The sequence below is a fragment of the Acidovorax sp. genome, assembly GCF_016783915.1.
Taxonomy (GTDB): Bacteria; Pseudomonadota; Gammaproteobacteria; order Burkholderiales; family Burkholderiaceae_C; genus Acidovorax.
Genome location: NZ_JADHVT010000004.1, coordinates 74,409 through 93,065, shown reverse-complemented (window position 1 = coordinate 93,065; position 18,657 = coordinate 74,409). Strand labels below are relative to the sequence as shown.

Annotated in this window: 12 protein-coding genes, 2 tRNA genes and 1 riboswitch; of the genes, 5 read left to right on the top strand and 9 right to left on the bottom strand. The window is 65.0% G+C overall.

The genetic code is table 11. From position 1 onward, the window contains the following. Positions 1–186: 186 nt before the first annotated feature. Together aroC and ISS20_RS02035 are read left to right on the top strand one after the other, a co-directional pair. Positions 187–1,284, top strand: a complete 1,098-nt coding sequence (aroC, locus tag ISS20_RS02040) for a chorismate synthase (protein WP_291433207.1) — start codon at positions 187–189, stop codon at positions 1,282–1,284. Positions 1,285–1,325: 41 nt separating this feature from the next. Beyond that, a complete protein-coding gene (locus ISS20_RS02035) occupies positions 1,326–3,164 on the top strand; it encodes a bifunctional metallophosphatase/5'-nucleotidase (RefSeq protein ID WP_291433205.1) in 1,839 nt (612 codons plus the stop codon). A 48-nt stretch (positions 3,165–3,212) separates the two neighbouring features. Here the strand turns inward: ISS20_RS02035 and ISS20_RS02030 are convergent, their stop codons facing one another. The 4 genes from ISS20_RS02030 to ISS20_RS02015 all read right to left on the bottom strand — a co-directional run bounded on the left by ISS20_RS02030 (position 3,213) and on the right by ISS20_RS02015 (position 7,229). Continuing rightward, positions 3,213–4,115, bottom strand: coding sequence for a DMT family transporter (locus ISS20_RS02030; RefSeq protein WP_291433203.1), 903 nt, complete (start codon positions 4,113–4,115; stop codon positions 3,213–3,215). Between the two features lie 272 nt (positions 4,116–4,387). After that, positions 4,388–4,837 (bottom strand): transcriptional regulator NrdR, encoded by a 450-nt coding sequence (gene nrdR, locus ISS20_RS02025; RefSeq protein WP_291433201.1) that lies wholly within the window; start codon positions 4,835–4,837, stop codon positions 4,388–4,390. Between the two features lie 17 nt (positions 4,838–4,854). Then, positions 4,855–6,099, bottom strand: a complete 1,245-nt coding sequence (glyA, locus tag ISS20_RS02020) for a serine hydroxymethyltransferase (protein WP_291433199.1) — start codon at positions 6,097–6,099, stop codon at positions 4,855–4,857. 35 nt (positions 6,100–6,134) lie between these two features. Continuing rightward, positions 6,135–6,288: riboswitch (ZMP/ZTP riboswitch) on the bottom strand. A 95-nt stretch (positions 6,289–6,383) separates the two neighbouring features. Continuing rightward, positions 6,384–7,229, bottom strand: a complete 846-nt coding sequence (locus ISS20_RS02015) for a lytic transglycosylase domain-containing protein (protein ID WP_291433197.1) — start codon at positions 7,227–7,229, stop codon at positions 6,384–6,386. A gap of 951 nt (positions 7,230–8,180) precedes the next feature. On the opposite strand from ISS20_RS02015, the gene ISS20_RS02010 reads away from it, so the two are divergent. Further along, positions 8,181–10,961: a DUF349 domain-containing protein gene (locus ISS20_RS02010; RefSeq protein ID WP_291433195.1), complete on the top strand. Its 2,781-nt coding sequence runs from the start codon at positions 8,181–8,183 to the stop codon at positions 10,959–10,961. A 150-nt stretch (positions 10,962–11,111) separates the two neighbouring features. Here ISS20_RS02010 and ISS20_RS02005 read toward each other — a convergent pair. Next, positions 11,112–11,196 (bottom strand) — tRNA-Leu (locus ISS20_RS02005). Between the two features lie 186 nt (positions 11,197–11,382). After that, positions 11,383–11,467, bottom strand: a tRNA-Leu gene (locus ISS20_RS02000). A gap of 19 nt (positions 11,468–11,486) precedes the next feature. Between ISS20_RS02000 and rnr the strand changes: the two genes are divergently transcribed. Then, positions 11,487–13,820 (top strand): ribonuclease R, encoded by a 2,334-nt coding sequence (gene rnr, locus ISS20_RS01995; protein ID WP_291433193.1) that lies wholly within the window; start codon positions 11,487–11,489, stop codon positions 13,818–13,820. A 93-nt stretch (positions 13,821–13,913) separates the two neighbouring features. Here rnr and ISS20_RS01990 read toward each other — a convergent pair whose 3' ends face one another. Next, a complete protein-coding gene (locus ISS20_RS01990; RefSeq protein ID WP_291433190.1) occupies positions 13,914–14,912 on the bottom strand; it encodes an alpha/beta fold hydrolase in 999 nt (332 codons plus the stop codon). A gap of 130 nt (positions 14,913–15,042) precedes the next feature. On the opposite strand from ISS20_RS01990, the gene ISS20_RS01985 reads away from it, so the two are divergent. Continuing rightward, positions 15,043–15,783 (top strand): AraC family transcriptional regulator, encoded by a 741-nt coding sequence (locus ISS20_RS01985; RefSeq protein ID WP_291433188.1) that lies wholly within the window; start codon positions 15,043–15,045, stop codon positions 15,781–15,783. Between the two features lie 3 nt (positions 15,784–15,786). Here the strand turns inward: ISS20_RS01985 and ISS20_RS01980 are convergent, their stop codons facing one another. Together ISS20_RS01980 and ISS20_RS01975 are read right to left on the bottom strand one after the other, a co-directional pair. After that, positions 15,787–17,316, bottom strand: a complete 1,530-nt coding sequence (locus ISS20_RS01980; RefSeq protein WP_291433186.1) for an NAD(P)H-hydrate dehydratase — start codon at positions 17,314–17,316, stop codon at positions 15,787–15,789. Between the two features lie 87 nt (positions 17,317–17,403). Then, the gene (locus tag ISS20_RS01975; protein WP_291433185.1) at positions 17,404–18,636 is read right to left on the bottom strand and encodes an FAD-dependent oxidoreductase; all 1,233 of its coding nucleotides are present in this window, start codon (positions 18,634–18,636) and stop codon (positions 17,404–17,406) included. Between the last annotated feature and the right edge of the window lie 21 nt (positions 18,637–18,657).

The window sequence follows — 18,657 nt, the reverse complement described above, 5'->3', positions numbered from 1 at the left end:
ATGCTAACAAGCGCCCAGAGCCCTGCCAAGCGAGATATGTCCTGCCCGTGCCTGGGGGCCACGGCCCCCATCGGGCCCCGCGCATGCGACATTGCAATGGTAGATTTCTCGGGTGCGCAGTGGTGCGCCCCGGTAGACCGGTGGTGTTGCGCGATGGCTCCCTGGGGCTCTGGGATAATCCCCGCCATGAGCGGCAACACCATCGGTACCTTATTCGCAGTCACCAACTTTGGTGAATCCCACGGCCCGGCCATTGGCTGCGTGATCGACGGTTGCCCGCCCGGCATGTCGCTCACCGAAACAGACATTCAGGCCGACCTGGACCGGCGCCGCCCGGGCACCAGCCGCCACGTCACGCAGCGTAACGAGCCCGATGCGGTGGAAATCCTCTCCGGCGTGTACGAAGGCAAGACCACCGGCACACCCATTGCGCTTTTGATCCGCAACACCGACCAGCGCAGCAAGGACTACAGCAACATCGCGGAGAGCTTTCGCCCCGGCCATGCTGACTACACGTACTGGCACAAGTACGGCATCCGCGACCCGCGCGGCGGTGGCCGGTCGTCGGCCCGCCTGACGGCGCCCACGGTGGCCGCAGGCGCGGTGGCCAAGAAGTGGCTGGCTCAGCAATACGGCACGCAGTTCCGTGCATGCATGACGCAGCTGGGCGAGCTGGCCATCCCGTTCGAGAGCTGGGACCACGTGCAGAGCAACCCCTTCTTTGCCCCTGTGGCCGACGTGCAGCAGTACGAGGACTACATGGACGCCCTGCGCAAAGCGGGGGATTCGTGTGGCGCCCGCATCCGCGTGCAGGCCACGGGCGTGCCTGTGGGCCTGGGCGAGCCGCTGTACGACAAGCTGGACGCAGACATTGCCCACGCCATGATGGGCCTGAACGCCGTGAAGGGCGTGGAGATTGGCGCCGGTTTTGCCAGCGTGGCCCACCGGGGCACGATGCATGGTGATTCGATGACGCCCCAGGGCTTTCGCACCAACAATGCGGGTGGCGTGCTGGGCGGCATCAGCACGGGGCAGGACCTGGAGGTCAGCATTGCCATCAAGCCCACCAGCTCCATCATCAGCCCGCGCGAGTCCATCGACATCCATGGCAAGAGTACAGAGGTGATCACCAAGGGCCGCCACGACCCGTGCGTCGGCATTCGTGCTGCGCCAATTGCCGAGGCGCTGCTGGCGCTGGTGGTGATGGAGCACGCACTGCGCCACCGTGCCCAGTGCGGCGACGTGGTGCCACCCGTGCCGCCGATCCAGGCATCGTTTCTGTAAACCTCTCCTTTTTGCGCCGTCCTGCGGGCGGTCTCTTTCCTATGAGCAACGGCTTGTTGAAGGCTGACGGTCACACGGCGCGCATTCGCTGGGCCCTGCGGGGTAGCTGCGGCGTGGCGCTGGTCAGCGTGGCACTGTGGCTGACCGGTTGCACCAGCCCGGGGGCTCCCGCGCCGGTGGCTGAGGCCACGCGACCCACCATCGACATCACCCTCATCGGCTTCAACGACCTGCACGGCAATCTGGAGCCGCCCCACATGGCGCACCGCGTGCAGGGGCCCACCGGCCCGGTGCTGGCGCCTGCCGGGGGCATGGCGTACTTTGCCAGCGCCATGGCGGCCCTCAAGGCACAGTCCCGTCATCACGCGGTGGTGTCGGCAGGCGACATGGTGGGGGCGTCGCCGCTGGTGTCGTCGCTGTTTTTGGACGAGCCCACCATCGAGGCCGTCAACCGCATGCAAATCGACTTCAATGCGGTGGGCAACCACGAATTTGACCGGGGCTGGCGCGAATTGCTGCGCTTGCAGCACGGGGGCTGCGAGAAGTTCACCTCGCGCGAGCCCTGCCGCATCAGCAAGCCTTTTGAGGGGGCCCAATTTGGCCTGCTCGCGGCCAACACGGTGCGCGAGGACGGCCGCACCCTGCTGCCCGCCACGGGGCTCAAGCGGTTTACCGAAGGCGGTGTCACCGTCACCATGGGGTTTATCGGCCTCACGCTGCAGGCTACGCCGACCATGGTCAGCCCGTCCGGGGTCGCTGGGCTGCGTTTTGAGGACGAGGCGGCCACGGCCAACGCGCTGATCCCTCAGCTCAAGGCCCAAGGCGCCGATGTGATCGTGGTGGCCATCCATGAAGGCGGGGGCACCACGGCGGGCGTGCAGGAGACCAGCTGCGCAGGTCTGTCGGGCGACATCGTGCCCATCCTGGAGCGCCTGGACCCGGCCGTGGATGTGGTGGTCTCCGGCCACACGCACCAGGCCTATGTATGCGACTACAGCCGTGTGAACCCGGCCAAGCCCTTCTTGCTGACAAGTGCGGGCCAGTACGGCACGCTGCTCACCGACATCCAGCTGCGCGTGGATACGCAGACCCGCCGCCTGGTGAGCAAGACGGCGCGCAATGTGGTGGTGCAGGGCGAGGCCTTCATCGGCGCCCAGGGGCTGGTGCCGCTGACCACTGCCGTGCCGACGTTCCCTGCGGATCCCGGCGTGCAAAAGATCATCGACACCTACCGCGCTGCCGCCATTCCACTGGCCCAGCGGCCGGTGGGCCAGGCCCAGGGGGCCATGCGCCGCCAACCCAATGCGGCGCTGGAGAGCGTGCTGGGCAACCTGGTAGCGGACGCCCAGTTGCTGGCCACGCGAGCGCCTGCGGACGGTGGTGCGCAGCTGTCCTTCATGAACCCGGGCGGCCTGCGCGCCGACCTGGTGCCTGATGGGCAAGGCCTGGTGCGTTATGGCCAGCTGTATGCGGTGCAGCCTTTTGGCAACCAGCTGGTGGTGAAGACCTTCACGGGAGCGCAGATCCGCGCGGTGCTGGAGCAGCAGTTCGCCAGCGCCGGCAACACTGTGCAGAGACCCCGGGTGCTGTCGGTATCCAGTGGGTTCAGTTACCGCTACGACCTGAGCCAGCCTGCCGGGGCGCGCATCAGCCACATGGTGCTGAATGGCGCGCCAGTGACAGACACGCAGTCGGTGCGTGTGGTGATGAGCAGCTTCCTGGACAGCGGCGGCGACAACTTCACAGTGTTGACGCAAGGCCAGGACCGGCGCGTGGGGGCGCTGGATCTGGACGCGCTGGAGTCCTATTTCCGCCTGCAAAGCCCAGTGATGCCGCCAACCACCAACCGTATCACCCGCGTCGCGACCGTCGCGCGCTGAAGCCCGTCTCCGGCGCTGGGTCGCTCGGTCAGTCAGTGGGGCAGTGGGTCAGCCTTCGGTGCGGCGCAAAGCACCCAGCCATCGCAGGGGGTTAAAACCTGTGACCAGCCCGGTCGCCACCAGCACCAAGGTGCCACCCCAGAGCATGCCCGGCCCCAGGGCCTCGCCCAGAAACACATGCCCCCAGGCCACACCAAACAGCGGGATCATGAAGGCGGAACTCATGGCGGCCACGGGCGAGACATGTTTGAGGACCCGCAGGTTGAGCCAGTACGCCAGCCCTGAGGTCACGATGCCCATCACGGCCACGGCGGCCAGTGCCTCTGGAGTAAAACGCGCGGCGGGCAAGGTCCATGCCGCCCCCGGTAGCAGCAGCAACAGGGCTGCAGCGTGGATGCCTGCGGCAATCGACAGCGGCGACATGCGCTTTGTCGCCCGTTTCATCCAGGTGAGAGACAGGCCATAACAGGCCGCGGCTGCCACGCACGCGCCCGCCGCGAGCAGCACCGATGAGGTGGGCGCCACAGGCCCCAGCTGCACGATCAGCGCGACCCCTGCAAAGCCGCAAAGGCAGCCCGCCCATTTGCGCGTGCTCAGCGTGTCCTCCTTCATCCAGGCGGCGGCAATCACGCCAAACGGCACGGCCATGGTGTTGAGTAGCGAGCTGTAGCCCGCAGGCAGGTGCAGGGCCGCCCAGGCGTACAGCAGAAAGGGTACTGCCACCGTCAGCGTGCCAAGCCCCAGCAGCTCACGCCAGTGGCGCCAGGGCCAGGGCTCGCCCGCCCACCGCATGATGCCGATCAGTGTGAGAGTGGCCAGGCCAATCCGCAGCGCGGCCATGACATTGGGGCCCAGAACCGGACTGGCGACGCGGATGAACAGAAAGGAAGCGCCCCACAGGGCAGACAGCAGCACCAGCTGCAGGAAATGGCGAGTTTTCACCGCGCGCATTGTCGGGCACTTGCGCGGACCTTGCCTGAGTGCTGTGCGGTAGTTTTGACGTAAAAACCGCCTGAAGCGCTAGTCCATCATGCTGCAGTAGCTATCAAATTAATAGCTTCTGCGAAGTAGCATGCGCGACATGCGCAGGGGCCATGGCCGAACGTTGCAACGTGCAATCCGTGCCAGTGGCCCCTCGCGCTGCATCGCGCAGACAAGGTAGCAGGGGGGTAGGAGGACACGGAGAGGGCATCAGCGCGACGGCCACTCCGGGGAACACACTGCTACTTGCGCACCTCATCCACCATGGCGCGGAAGTCGTCGATGTCTTCAAAGCTGCGGTACACACTGGCAAAGCGGATATAGGCCACCTTGTCGAGCTTCTTGAGCTCGCGCATGACCAGCTCGCCAATGCGGCTGGAGATTACTTCGCGCTGCCCCAGGTTGAGCAGTTTTTCTTCGATGCGCTCGATGGCGCTGTCGATCTGGTCGGTGCTGACAGGGCGCTTGCGCAATGCCAGATTGAACGAAGCCAGCAGCTTGCCCCGGTCGTATTCAATGCGGCGCCCGTCCTTTTTGACGATGGCCGGAAAGCTCACCTCCGGCCGCTCGTACGTGGTGAAGCGCTTGTCACACGCGCCGCACTGGCGGCGGCGGCGGATGAAGACCCCATCCTCAGACACCCGCGTTTCAACGACTTGCGTTTCGAGGTGGCTGCAGAAGGGGCACTTCATGGCTCTTGGCTGGGGATTTAGCCGTAGACAGGGAAGCGAGCGGTCAACGCATTGACCTTGGCGCGCACGGCAGCGATGTTGGCCTCGTCGCGCGGGTTGTCCAGCACGTCGGCAATCAGATTCGCCGTGATGCGGGCTTCTTCTTCCTTGAAGCCACGCGTGGTCATGGCGGGGGTGCCAATGCGCACGCCGCTGGTCACCATCGGCTTTTCAGGGTCGTTGGGGATCGCGTTCTTGTTGATGGTCATGTGGGCGGCACCGAGCACGGCCTCGGCTTCCTTGCCGGTAATGCCCTTGGCGCGCAGGTCCACCAGCATGACGTGGCTTTGCGTGCCGCCGCTCACGATGCGCAGGCCGCGTGCGGTCAGCGTCTCGGCCACTACCTTGGCGTTCTTGGCGACTTGTTCCTGGTAAGTTTTGAACTCTGGCTGCAGCGCTTCCTTGAAAGCCACTGCCTTGGCTGCGATCACGTGCATCAGCGGGCCGCCTTGCAGGCCGGGGAAGATGGCGCTGTTGATGGCCTTTTCGTGCTGGGCCTTCATCAGGATGATGCCGCCACGGGGGCCGCGCAGGCTCTTGTGCGTGGTCGATGTGACCACGTCAGCGTGGGGCACGGGGTTGGGGTACACGCCAGCGGCGATCAGGCCAGCGTAGTGGGCCATGTCCACCATGAAGATCGCGCCCACGTCCTTGGCCACCTTGGCAAAACGTGCAAAGTCGATGTGCAGGCTGTAAGCCGAGGCACCGGCGATGATGAGCTTGGGCTTGGTCTCGTGGGCCTTCTTTTCCATCGCTTCATAGTCGATGGCTTCGTTCGCATCCAGACCATAGGAAACCACGTTGAACCACTTGCCGGACATGTTCAGGGGCATGCCGTGAGTCAGGTGGCCGCCTTCGGCCAGGCTCATGCCCATGATGGTGTCGCCGGGCTTCAAGAAGGCCAGGAACACGGCCTCGTTAGCCGACGCACCGCAGTGGGGCTGCACGTTGGCGGCTTCTGCGCCGAACAGCTGCTTGACGCGGTCAATGGCCAGTTGTTCGGCTACGTCCACATGCTCGCAGCCACCGTAGTAGCGCTTGCCTGGATAGCCTTCGGCGTATTTGTTGGTCAGCTGGGTGCCCTGGGCCCACATCACGGCGGGGGAGGCGTAGTTCTCGCTGGCGATCAGCTCGATGTGGTGCTCTTGGCGCGCGTTCTCGGCCTGGATGGCAGCAAACAGCTCGGGGTCGGTTTGTTCGACAAGAATATTGCGGTCGTACATGATTGGCAGTCCTATGAACTTGTGTCCCTTGAAACAAGGGCTGCCCAGGCGAACGGCTGAACGCATGGGGCTGGACCCCTGCGGCACGCTTCCCAGTGGTTCACAAGAAGTAGGTTCTTGCTGGTTTCCACGTCAGCGGCAACATCCATCGGCTGGATGCAGCGCCTATCGCCAGTCGCGTGCACCTCTAGTGTAGCCGACACTGCGCCATTGGCACACCATACAAACCTCCAAACCACTTGGTGCAAAGGTCGTTCCCAGGGCGCGCCGGGTAACCTACTGGTTTACAAGTCAGGTGTCAGCAGTGCCACCTTGTCGCTGGCTGCTGCCGGGGGCGTGGTGCGGGGTGCTGCCGCAGGAATGCTCTGTACCGGAGCCTGGGTAGACAAGGATGGCGGAGGATTGAAAGGAATTGCGCGGCCACCGGCCACCTGGCGCAAGCGGAGATGCTCCGCCATCACCTTGGCTGCGTAGCCTCCATCGTCGGCCATGTTGCCAGCACCCACATAAAAGCGCAGACCGCCTTCGAGCGAGCCAGCGCGGGCGATGCATTCCTGCAGCACCTTCACACCCACCCGCAGGTTGCTCACCGGGTCAAAGGCGGCAAAGTGGCCGCCAAAGCTCTGGTACTTGTCGGTGTGCACGCGGGTCATCACCTGCATGAGTCCCTGTGCGCCCACGGCGCTTTCGGCAAACGGATTGAAGCTCGACTCGATGGCCATGATGGCCAGGATCAGGGTAGGGTCGATCTTGGCGCGGGTGCCAATCTCGTAAGCCTCTGCCACCAGTGCGCTCAGAGGCTCAGGTGCCACGCGGTACTTCTTGCTGAGCCAGAAGGCCACAGCTGCCTGTTCCTTGGGCAGATCTTTGGGGTTGACGGCCGTGGCGCGCTCGCTTGCCTCCGGCTCGATGGGCATGCCCAGCATTTCAACCTGGCGGGCTTGCAGCCAGTTCATCAGTTGCTCTTCGCCGGCCTGGCGCAGATCGGGCCGTGCAGTGAGGGCAATGACGACAAAGGCAACGGCCAAGCCAATAAGGGCGAAGCTGTTGTGGGTGATTTCAAGAAAACCTTCGGTCACGTCGGCCGCGAAGGTTCGCACGCCGGAGACTATTTTTCCTGACGCTGTCATAGCTCTTCCTTTCTGAGGCGGGCCAGTGGAGCGAGGCAGTCACGGTGGACTGTGCTTTTCTGGCAGGTCGCCTGGATTGGTACGCCATCAAGTCCGGGCTGCACGTCTGTGGAGTGCTTGGCGCCCTGGGTTGACTTAGCCGGGTTCGGCAGCGATTGGGGTTTGTACTAGCCCTGTTTTTGGGGCTGGCGGATTCTAGAAGCTCACTAAATGCATAGTCAATACTAACAAAATTCTTTTTTAGACATAAAAATTATGAAAACTATGTAAAAAATCACAGTTTTTGTGGGGTGAGGGGCCGTTTAGCGCTGTGGGCTGGCAGGTGGTGGCTGACATCTCCATGTCAAATTCAATCGGGCGTTTCGCCGCCATTGAGAATCCGATTTGAGTTGGCGAAGCGAGTTTGATAAGGTGGAGGCGCCTGTAGATTTCAGGCATCGCCAGACGAAGCGAAGTCTCCCTCCGAGGGCATTCAGTGCCGAGGTGCAGCAGATGCCGCTTCCATGGCAACCCCTGGAGGCAATACCTTGCCTCCTCGCCATGCGGACCTTTCTCTCCGCATCGCGATCGATGGCAAAGACCGTTGTGTCAGCCGTCAAGCCCGGCGGGCAGGCCCTTCAGGCACTGCTCGTTGGGCTTTCTTATTGGTGCTTCGCCATGTGTGTGGGCGGCGCTGTCTTATATATAGATAATGGGGGCTGTTCCCTAGAGCGGCGACCCTTCGCCCGGAGTGTCGCGCGGCGTCCTCGCAGAGGTCCATCAGCGGGGCAGCTTGTCTCGCAGAGCCTTGTGCCAGATCACCTTGCTGGTGTTGATGATGCACCCCGCTACGGCCTGCTGGCCCAATCCGGTGAAAATAGCCCCTTTGTTGCCCTCGCGTGCGCATGGTGCGGTCGCTCGGGCACGGCCCCAGGCCCTGCGCCTGGGACGCCTTCGTTATTCATTGGATCCATGTTTCCATTTTTTTCCCGCAGCAAAATGTCCGACGCACCTGAAGTGAATCCGGCCCCGGCCAAAACCCACGAGCCGCACCCGCTCGATGCGCTGACCGGCGGCGCTTTCTCTGCCGCCACGTCGGGTGAGCGCGCCTCCCGTATCCGCGACTGGCTGGCGACGCAGCCAGCCCCCGAGCAGCTGCAGGAGGTGTTCAAGGAGCTGAGCGGACGTGACAAGGGCGCAGCCCGCGCCGTGCGCGAACGTCTGGACGAAATCCGCCGTGCCAAGGGGCAGGAGGCCATTGCGGCTGAGTGGGCGGACAAGGCCCAGGCCCTGCTGGCCGCCCCCAAGCTCAATATTGCAGATGCCCTGGCTTGGCAACGTGATGCCGCCAAGGCCGGCGCGCCTCTTTCGCGCGAGCCGCTGTCGCTGCTCAAGGTGCAGCTGGCGGACCGTGTGAAGGTCATCGAAGACCTGCAGCACCGTGTGCAGGTGCAGCGCGAGGCCGCTGTGCTGCTGGCGCAGCGCATTGAAGTGCTCTCCACCAAACCTTGGCGTGATGCACATGCTGCGCTGGAGCTGCTGCGCGCCGATGTCGCACGCTGGCAGGAGCAGGCCCAGGAGCTCACGGGCGATGCGAGCTGGGCGAGCGTCGAAGCGCGGTTCCCCCCTTTGCTGGATGCCTCTCGCACCCAGTTGCTGGTGGTGTGGGAGGCTTTTCAGCCCGCAGTCGCCCAGGCGGCTGCAGCGGCAGAAGATGTCTCCGCGCCCCTGCCTCCCGTGCCGGTGTGGGCGGACGAATTGCGCGCTGCCCGTGGCCTGCCCACGGAGGCCGCCGCCGCTGCGGCTGCTTCAGCAGCGGCCAGCAAGCCAGCCCGTGTCGCCAAACCCAAGGTGGCGCCAGAGGTGATCGAAAAAGCCCACCAACTGGTGCGTGATGCGTTGGCGACGCTCGAAAAAGAAACTGCCGAAGGCCATGGCAAGGCCAGCGCTGGCGCGGCAGCTGCATTGCGTGCTGTGCTCAAGGTGCATGGCAAACACATTGACAACGCCCTGGAGCAGCAGGTGCACTCGGCGCTGGTGGCTGCCGGTGAACTGGAAGGCTGGCAGCGCTGGAGCGCAGACCAGGTGCGTGAGGACCTGGTGGCCAAGGCCGAAGCCCTGCTCAACCGCCCAGAGGGGCAGGCTCTGGGTGGCCGCAAAATGCAGGAGACTCTGCGCAATCTGCGAGACCAGTGGAAGCAGGCAGACCAGGGCGGTGCCCCCAACCACGCTCTCTGGAAGAAGTTTGACGAAGCCTGCAACGCAGCGCACAAGGTCGTGGAAGCATGGCTGGAGAAGATCCGCTCCGAAGCGGCCGAGCACAAGGCGCAACGTCTGGCGCTGATCGAAGAGGTCAAGGCCTGGGCGCAAGAGCATGCTGCGTCGGGCGACTGGAAGGCCATCAATCGTGCGCTGTACCAGTTTGGTGACCGCTGGCGCGAAGGCGGCCATGTGGGTGAAAAAATCTTTGCCGAACTGCAGCCGTTGTGGAAGCAGGCCATTGCCCTGGCTGCTGCACCACTGGAGTCCGCGCAGAAGGAAAGCCTGGCGCGTCGCCACGCGATGATCGACGAGGCCACAGCCCTTGGCGCAGCTCCGTCGCTGCGTATCGATGCCGTCAAGGCACTGCAGCAGCGCTGGCAAGCCGAGGCGCAGACGGTGCCGCTGGATCGCAAGCACGAGCAAAAGCTGTGGGACGCTTTCCGCAAGCCCATTGATGAAGCGTTCAATCGCAAGTCGGTGGATCGTGATCGCGCTGTCACCGAGCTGAGTGCGCGGGACCGCGTGGTTCTGGAGGCCTCCAAGGCGCTGGAAGCAGCCAACGCCACTGGTGATGCGCAGCAGATCCGCGCTGCCATGCAGGCGCTGGAAGCCGCATTGCGCGGACAGGCCCAGGCGGCCGAAGCTGTCGCCACGGCCAACAAGGATGCACAGTCGCACGCCGAAGTCCAGGTGAATGCTGCTCCCGCTGCTCCCCTTGCTACCGAAGTCGGAGCGGATGCCTCTGTGGAGGCTGTGGAAGGTGGTGATGCTACTGCCGCAGCGCCTGCACCCGTACCCGCGACCCCCAAGCCTGCTGCACGACCTGTTGTGGCTGTGCGTGGGGATGATCGCCCTGGCATGAAAAAAGACGCTCCGGTAGCCACCGGCCGTGGTGCGCGCCCTGGTGACCGCCGTGATGGGCGCCCTGGTGACCGAGACGGTGCCCGTGGCCCACGCACTGATGGCCGCATGGGCGATCGTGCTGATCGAGGTGGCCGTTTTGGTGATCGCCCGGCGTTCGAGGACCGTGGCCCCCGTCTGGGTGACACAGCGTTCCGCGCACAGCGCGAGGCGATGGAGCACGCACAGCTGGCTCTGAAGAAGTTGGCCGCGCAGGCCCACGGCGAAGCCTTGACCCAGCTGTTGACCGCATGGGAAAAGCGCGATGCTGCGCTGGTCCCCGGCACGCAAGATCTGGGTTCAGGTGTGACGGCATCGGTGCGCAGTGCCTGGACACAGGCATTGTCGGCAGCGCCCAAGGGCGATGCGGCAGAAGCGCTGCTGCGCCTTGAAATGGCGGCCGAGGCCCCAACGCCTGCAGAGCACATTGCCGCGCGGCGCATGTTGCAACTGCAGTTGCTGACGCGCCGCAACGACCCTGCGCCCACCCAGACATGGGGTCAGGATGTGGCGCGCGTGCTGGCGAGCAATAGCGATGCGGCGAACGCGCGCCGTTTGCAGAACGTGCTCAAGACGCTGCTGCGCAAGTAGTTGAAGGGCTGGGGCGCGCGCCGCGGCGCGTGTACCCTCAGGGCAGCAGACAGAACGAAAAACGAGACCGCTGGCGGTCTCGTTTTTTTCTTTGCTTTGATGGTTTGAAAACAAAAAAGCCGTTGCGGATGCAACGGCTTTTTATATGTTTGGTGCCCAGGAGAGGACTCGAACCTCCACGATGTTACTCGCTAGTACCTGAAACTAGTGCGTCTACCAATTCCGCCACCTGGGCTTTCAGATCAGCCTCGAATTATAGGACAAGAAATTCGGGCTTCTGGAGAGTTTTCAAAAAAATGTGCCATCGGCTCAAAAATCTTTGGCCGCAGCAGGGCGCGCAAAACATATCAGCAAATAAAAAAGCCGCTGGGTGTACAGCGGCTTCGATATTTTGAAAACCATCGCTGGTTCTCGTTAAACTTGGTGCCCAGGAGAGGACTCGAACCTCCACGATGTTACTCGCTAGTACCTGAAACTAGTGCGTCTACCAATTCCGCCACCTGGGCATTTCAGGAAAGACTAAGATTGTATAACAAAAAATCCACCCCCGGCACGCAGCCAGCCACACATTTGTCGCAAGAGATCGAAGGCAGCGTGCAAGGGCACCGTGATGGACACGGTTTCGTCATCCGCGACGATGGCGAAGGCGACATCTATATCCCCCCGAACGAAATGCGCGCAGTCCTGCACAAGGACCGTGTGCGCGTGCGCATCGTGCGCCAGGACCGCCGTGGCCGTCCCGAAGGCCGCGTTGTGGAAATCATCGAACGTCCACCCCAGCCCATCATCGGCCGACTGCTGCAGGAAAGTGGTGTGTGGCTCGTGGCTCCCGAAGACAAGCGCTATGGCCAGGATGTACTGATCCCCAAGGGCGCCACGGGCGCCGCGAAGCCTGGGCAGGTCGTGGTGGTTGAGTTGACAGAACCTCCCGCGCTGTTCGGCCAGCCCGTGGGCCGCATCACCGAAGTGCTCGGCGAGGTGGACGATCCCGGCATGGAGATCGAGATCGCGGTGCGCAAATACGGCGTGCCGCACGAGTTCTCGGCCGATTGCCTGGCCCAGGCCAAGGAGCTGCCCGACAAGGTGCGTGCGCAGGACAAGAGGCGCCGCGTGGACCTGACCGATGTGCCCCTGGTCACTATCGACGGCGAAGACGCGCGCGACTTCGACGATGCCGTGTATTGCGAGCCCGCCAAGGTCGGCCGCAGCAAGGGCTGGCGTCTGCTGGTGGCGATTGCCGACGTGAGCCACTATGTGGAAACGGGCAGCGCCATCGACATCGATGCCTACGACCGTGCCACCAGCGTGTACTTTCCGCGCCGCGTGATCCCCATGCTGCCCGAGAAGCTCAGCAACGGGCTCTGCTCGCTCAACCCCGAGGTGGAGCGCCTGTGCATGGTCTGCGACATGCTGGTCACCGCCAAGGGCGAGGTGCATGCGTACCAGTTCTACCCGGCTGTGATGTTCAGCCACGCGCGCTTCACGTACACTGAGGTCGCAGCCATCCTGGCCAATACGCGCGGCCCGGAGGCCAGCAAGCGCAAGGACCGCGTCAAGGACCTGCTCAACCTGCATGACGTGTACCGTGCGCTTCTCATTGCACGCCAGCAACGTGGCGCCGTGGACTTCGAGACCACCGAGACGCAGATCGTCTGCGACGAAAACGGCCGCATCGAAAAGATCGTGCCGCGCACCCGCAACGACGCGCACAAGCTCATCGAGGAGGCCATGCTGGCGGCCAACGTGTGCAGCGCCGACTTCATTGCGCAGGGTGGCCAGCCGGGCCTGTTCCGCGTGCACGAAGGCCCCACGCCCGAGAAGCAGGAGATCCTGCGCAACTACCTCAAGGCCATGGCTGTGGGCATGACGATTGGCGACGATCCCAAGCCGGGCGACTTCCAGGCGATTGCTACGGCGACCAAGGATCGGCCCGACGCACAGCAGATCCACACCATGCTGCTGCGCTCCATGCAGCAGGCCATCTACACGCCCGTCAACAGTGGGCACTTTGGCCTGGCGTTCGATGCCTACACCCATTTCACCAGCCCCATTCGTCGGTATCCCGACTTGCTGGTGCACCGGGTCATCAAGGCCATCCTGAGCAAGACGAAGTACGCGCTGCCGTCCTTGCCCACACCCGGCGAAGCCCATGCCAAGCTGGCCAAACGGCTGGCGGCCCGCGTGGCCGCACCTGGCGCCAAGCCACGCAAGGATGTGAAACCGCCCAGCCGCGACACCCAGGCCTGGGAGGCCGCAGGCCTGCACTGCAGTGCCAACGAGCGCCGCGCCGACGAGGCCAGCCGCGATGTGGAAGCCTGGCTCAAGTGCAAGTACATGCGCGAGCACCTGGGCGAGGAATACAGTGGCGTGGTCAGTGCTGCGACGAGCTTCGGCATCTTCGTGACGCTGGACGCGATGTACGTCGAGGGGCTGGTGCACATCACCGAATTGGGCGGCGAATACTTCAAGTTCGACGAGGCGCGCCAGGAGCTGCGCGGCGAGCGCACAGGTATCCGCTACGCCATCGGCGCGCGGGTGCGGGTGCAGGTGAGCCGTGTGGATCTGGACGGGCGCAAGATCGACTTCCGCCTGGTGCGCGAAGGCGAGGAGCTGCTGGGCCGCGCGCTCAAGGACAAGGGTGTGGGCACCGAGGGGGCTGGTGGTGGTGCCCGCAAGGCGGGTGGTCGGTCCGGCGGACGCAAGGCCGACAAGGCCGCAGGTCCATCTGCCACCGAGCAGGCGGGCCTGACCCGCGAGCGGGCCGCGCGTTCGCCGATCCAGTCGCTTAAAGCATCGGTCAAGAAGGCGGTGGCGGGTAAGTCCAGCAAAGGCAAAGCGCGCAAGCCGCGCCGCGGCTGAGGTCGTCGAGCTGGTGGACCAAGGCCCTCCAGCTCGTCTCATCATTGCTATTTAATTGATAGCTGCAAGCGCATATAGAACATGCGCTTGCGGCTATTTTTTATTGAAGTGTGCATGATTGGCGGCTTGAGGGGCGCTCGATTGCTCCAGAAAGCGCGCATACCGTTGTGCCGTGTCGGCGGGGGCTTCCATCATGGGTAGGTGCCCGATGCCAGGCAGTGCGGCGATGTGTGCCTGCGGAAGCAGCTTCTGCACCGCCTGAAGGCCGCTTCGGTCGAACACGCGGTCGCTGTCGCCCCACAGGACCAGGGTGGGGTGCTGCTGCAGGCGGGCCAGGTGTTGTTCCAGCAGATAGCGGTCTTTCAGCTGCGCGTCCCACAGGCGGGTGTTGGATGCAGCGTTGCGCAGCGCGTCCTGCTCGGAGGCATGCAGGATGGGGTAGGGCAGGAAGGGGCGCTTTTCAAACACCAAATCCATCATCGCTTTGAAGGCGGTGGCGTCGTGGGCCACCAGCGGGCGTTGTCCGGTGTCGATGAGGCGGTCCATGGTGCTGGGCTGGGGCGAGCGAATGCCGTGGGGTGCGCCGATGAACGCCACGCTGGCCACGCGCTCGGGATGCTGCAAAGCAAAGAGAGCGGCGATGGTGCCGCCCATCGAGTTGCCCGCCAGATGCACTTTCGCAAGGCCGAGCGCGTCCAGAAACGCGGCCAGCCGCGTGACGTGGGCGCCGTAGTCGTAGGCCTGGTCCGCCCGCCGCGTGCTCTCGCCAAAGCCCGGTATATCTGGGGCAATCACCCGGTACTGGTCGGTGAGCGGTCGCGCAAAATCCACCCAATGGTCTTTCTCCGCAAAAATGCCGTGCAGCAGAACGATGGGTGTGTCACTGCTGTGAACCGACGCGGGGTTTGGGGGAGTGCCGTTATCCAGGTAGTGGATGGTGTGCATGGCCGCATCGGCGGTTTTTTCGTCCAGGCCGGACAGATGGCGATTGGCGCTGAGCAGGGGCTCTTTGAACAGCGAAGGTGCCCCGTAGTAGAGGCCGACCGTGCCCAGTACCAGTGCCGTTGCGACAGAAATAGCGATGCGTTTCAAGAGGCGTTCTCCAAGGGTATGGCTGCTTGCATGCCAAGGACTGCTGCTTCAAGCGTCAACATACGCTCGGCCCCTGGCGGGAGAGGCAAGGCTACGGAGAACGCGGTAAAAAAACTTGTAGGTTTGGGCTATGCCAGCACGCAACACACTGACCCTGGGCACTGACCGGGCGCTCTACATCGGAGAGATCCCTGCAACGGGCTGGCACTGCCATGCGTCGCCGGTGCTACTGATGGGGCTCTCGGGCCGGTTCGCGGTGCACTGGGGGGCAGGGCGTGTGCAGACCTGCCACAGCGCGCTGGTGGATGCGGGCGTGGAGCACCTGTTCGACCCCTGTGGCGAGGCGGTCGCCCTGGTGTACCTGGAGCCCGATTCGCGCGAAGCACGCGGGTTGCGCGGTCTGTTCCAGCAAGAGGGTGGCGTGGTGCTGGATGTTGCAGTCCCTGTGGGTGCGCGCAGTGCCATGGAGGGCTATCTGCATCACTTCGATCTGCCTGCCTTGCTGCGCTGCCCGTTCGATAGCGAGGTCGCGCCGCTGGACCAGCGCGTGGTGCGCAGTCTGCATGCGCTGCGCAATCCGCACGCGGGGCGTGTGGCACGGGGTGAGCTGGCCTCGGGCGTCCAGCTTTCAGCGTCGCGATTCAACCACCTGTTCCGCGCCGAGATGGGGGTGAGCTTGCGTACCTATCGGGTCTGGTCCCAGGTGCGGCTGGCCATGGCGGGGCTGGCCGTCAGCCCGCGTCTGACCGATGCGGCCTTGCACGGCGAGTTCTCTGATTCGGCCCATTTCAGCCGGATATTTCGGCAGACCTTTGGCATGACGCCGTCGAGCGTGCTCAAGCCGCTCAGGCAGGTCACGCTGCTGCAGTAGCGCTCAGCCGCCGACGCGCCGCGCCAGCGTGCTGGCCGTCAATGTCTGCTGGCCCACAGGCCAATGATCAGCTGCCTGGCCATGCTGGTACACCGCTTCACTCGCAGCGCGCAAGGCGCTGGCGCCCGCAGCAAGGTGGGCGCCCACCATGCCGGCCAGTACATCACCCGTCCCTGCCGTAGCCAGCCGTGCGTTGCCGGTGGGGTTGATGGCTGGAACGCGGTCGGGCGCCGCAATCACGGTGCCCGAACCCTTGAGCACGGCCACGCAGTTGAACTGGTCCGCCAACTGCTGCGCGGCGCACAGCCGGTTGGCCTGGACTTCGGCCGTGGTCAGGCCGAGCAGGCGGGCGGCTTCCAGCGGATGGGGGGTCAGCACGGTGGGTTGCCCGTGCTGTCCGCGTGCCACCACCAGCGCGTGCAGTGCGGCCCGGGTTGCGATGGTGTTGAGCGCGTCGGCATCCAGCACCAGGCGGGCCGCGCGGGTGATGACCTCTGGCAGCACGCGTGCGATGGCCTGCCCGCCGCCACATCCGCAGACCACGGTGAGCTGCTCCAGCGCCAGTGCGTCAAAGCTGCGCAGCATCAGCTCTGGCTGCTGTGGATCCAGTTGCAGATGCCCCTTATCTAGCAGGGCCACCAGCACCCGGCCCGCGCCGCTGTGCAGGGCGGCCGATGCCGCCAGCAGTGCTGCGCCCGCCATGCCCATGCCACGCTCGGTCAGCCCCTCGCCGCCCACCACGGCCACGTCGCCATAACTGCCCTTGTGGCTGGCATGGGCGCGGGGGACGGGCAGGGCGGGGCCATAGAGCCAAGCATTGGGCGGCTCATGCCCGGGGTCTACACCCAGGTCGTCCAGCCACACCTGGCCTGCGGCATCCCGTCCGGCGGCAGTGAACAGGCCGGGCTTGAGGGTGAGCAGGCTCAGCGTGTGGCGTGCCGGGGGAGCGTGAGGGTGCAGGTGGGGTGGCGTATGGGGCGCAAGGCCTGTAGCAAACTGGCCGGTGTCAGCGTCCAGCCCGCTGGGCAGGTCCACAGACAGCAGTGGGGCTGGGCTGCTGTGCAGGGCTTGCAGGCAGGCCTGGAGCCGGGCATCGGGCGCGCGTGCAAGGCTGTTGGGTGAAGACGAGACACCAATGCCCAGCAGCGCATCAATGCACAGGTCGCTTGCACCCAGGTCGTCGGGCGCGGTATCAGACCAGACCACGCCAGCGTCCTGTGCGCGCTGCCACGAGGCCCTGGCATCGGCCGGGGCCGTATCGGGCTGCCCCAGCCAGGTCACGACGACTCTGCGGCCACCGCGCTGCAGGTGCTTGGCAGCTTCCAGCCCGTCACCACCGTTGTTGCCGGGGCCACAGGCAATCCATACCGTGCGTGCGTGGGGCGCCAACGCCTGGGCCAGCTGCGCCACGGCCAGTCCTGCGCGTTGCATGAGGGTGTGCGTGGGCAGGGCGGCTGCCGCCGTTTTCTCCAGGCGGCGTGTGGCGGCGGTGTTGAACAGGGGGTGGGGCTGGTGGGCGGTGATGCGGTGCATGGGGCTGCATATGGCAAGGGGCGCTGCAAGCGGCAGCGTGCCTGCCATTGTGCGCCGCCGCCTGGTGAGGTGAAAGCGCTGACTGGCTCAGAACCGTCGCATGCCGAGCCCGTCCAGCGACACTTCGGGTTCCCGTTGGGCTATCAGATCGGCCAGCGCCCGCGCGCTGCCGCAGGCCAGGGCCCAGCCGCCAGCGCCATGGCCGGTGTTGAGCCACAGGCCCGGCACGCCGCTGGCGCCCACCACCGGGGCCCCGTCGGGCAGCATGGTGCGGGCACCGCGCCAGATCTGCAGGTTGGATGAGAGCTGCGCGCCCCCGGGGAACCAGTCGTTCAGCGTGCGGTACAGGCGCTGCAGTGTGGGGGTGTGGTGCTCGGCATCGGCCCCGGCCAGTTCAGCGCCACCGGCAATGCGCACGCGCTGGCCCAGGCGGGTGATGGAGATTTGCTGGCCCGCATCCACCACGCTGGCGCGGGGGGCGTGGGTGGATTCGCGCAGTGGGGCGCTCACGGAGTAGCCGTAGACAGCCGCCATGGGCAGCCCCAGGCCCAGTGCGGGCAGCAGCGTGGCCGATGCCATGCCGGCGCACAGCACCACGGAATCAAAGCGGCGCAGGTCCGTTTCGCCCTGCAGCGCCACGCCCGTGGGGCTGGTGCCGACGCGGTCTACGCGGGTGTTGAACACAAACTGCACTCCTGCACCCTGGATGCCCTGGCGCAGCAACTGTGCAAACAGACGGCAGTTGCCCGCGCGCGCATCGGGCAGGTGGATCGCGCCCGCCAACGGGGCTTCGGGCGAGAGGCCGGGCTCGATCTGGCGCGCCACATCGGCGTCGATCTCACGCAGGGCCACGCCGCTGTCGCGCAGCACTTGCAGCGCGGGTTGCAGGCGGGTGCGGTCTTCTTCGGTGCGCAGCAGCACCAGGCGGCCGTCGCTGGCTTCAAAGTCCAGCTCATGCTGGTTCGCAATGGCCTGCAGTCGAGCTTGGCTGTATTGCGCCAGGCGTTCGACAGCGGTGGCCGGGGCGCTGTGGCTGCGCGCCATGCTGCGCCAGCGCCGCAGCCAGGCCCAGTTGGCGCGGGTCAGGCCGCCAGCCAACCGCAGGGTGGCCTGTGCCCCCATCAGTCGCAGCGGCTGGCCGAAGCCCGGCAGCGCCCAGGGGCTGAGCAGGTGGGGCGCCAGCAGCCCGGCGGTGGCAAAGCTGGCCTCTTCGGCGGCCGCACTGCGTTGTTCAAACACCGTGACTTCGTGGCCGTCGCTGGCCAGTTCGTACGCGGTGGTGACGCCGACAATGCCGGCGCCCACGATGGCAATCTTCATGAATTTGGGTGTTTTTGGCTT

Coding starts and splice junctions, on each gene's coding strand:
- ISS20_RS02015 (WP_291433197.1), bottom strand. CDS start 7,229: ATGACAGCGTCAGGAAAAATAGTCTCCGGCGTGCGAACCTTCGCGGCC.
- nrdR (WP_291433201.1), bottom strand. CDS start 4,837: ATGAAGTGCCCCTTCTGCAGCCACCTCGAAACGCAAGTCGTTGAAACG.
- ISS20_RS02035 (WP_291433205.1), top strand. CDS start 1,326: ATGAGCAACGGCTTGTTGAAGGCTGACGGTCACACGGCGCGCATTCGC.
- ISS20_RS01985 (WP_291433188.1), top strand. CDS start 15,043: ATGCCAGCACGCAACACACTGACCCTGGGCACTGACCGGGCGCTCTAC.
- aroC (WP_291433207.1), top strand. CDS start 187: ATGAGCGGCAACACCATCGGTACCTTATTCGCAGTCACCAACTTTGGT.
- ISS20_RS02010 (WP_291433195.1), top strand. CDS start 8,181: ATGTTTCCATTTTTTTCCCGCAGCAAAATGTCCGACGCACCTGAAGTG.
- glyA (WP_291433199.1), bottom strand. CDS start 6,099: ATGTACGACCGCAATATTCTTGTCGAACAAACCGACCCCGAGCTGTTT.
- ISS20_RS02030 (WP_291433203.1), bottom strand. CDS start 4,115: ATGCGCGCGGTGAAAACTCGCCATTTCCTGCAGCTGGTGCTGCTGTCT.
- ISS20_RS01980 (WP_291433186.1), bottom strand. CDS start 17,316: ATGCACCGCATCACCGCCCACCAGCCCCACCCCCTGTTCAACACCGCC.
- ISS20_RS01975 (WP_291433185.1), bottom strand. CDS start 18,636: ATGAAGATTGCCATCGTGGGCGCCGGCATTGTCGGCGTCACCACCGCG.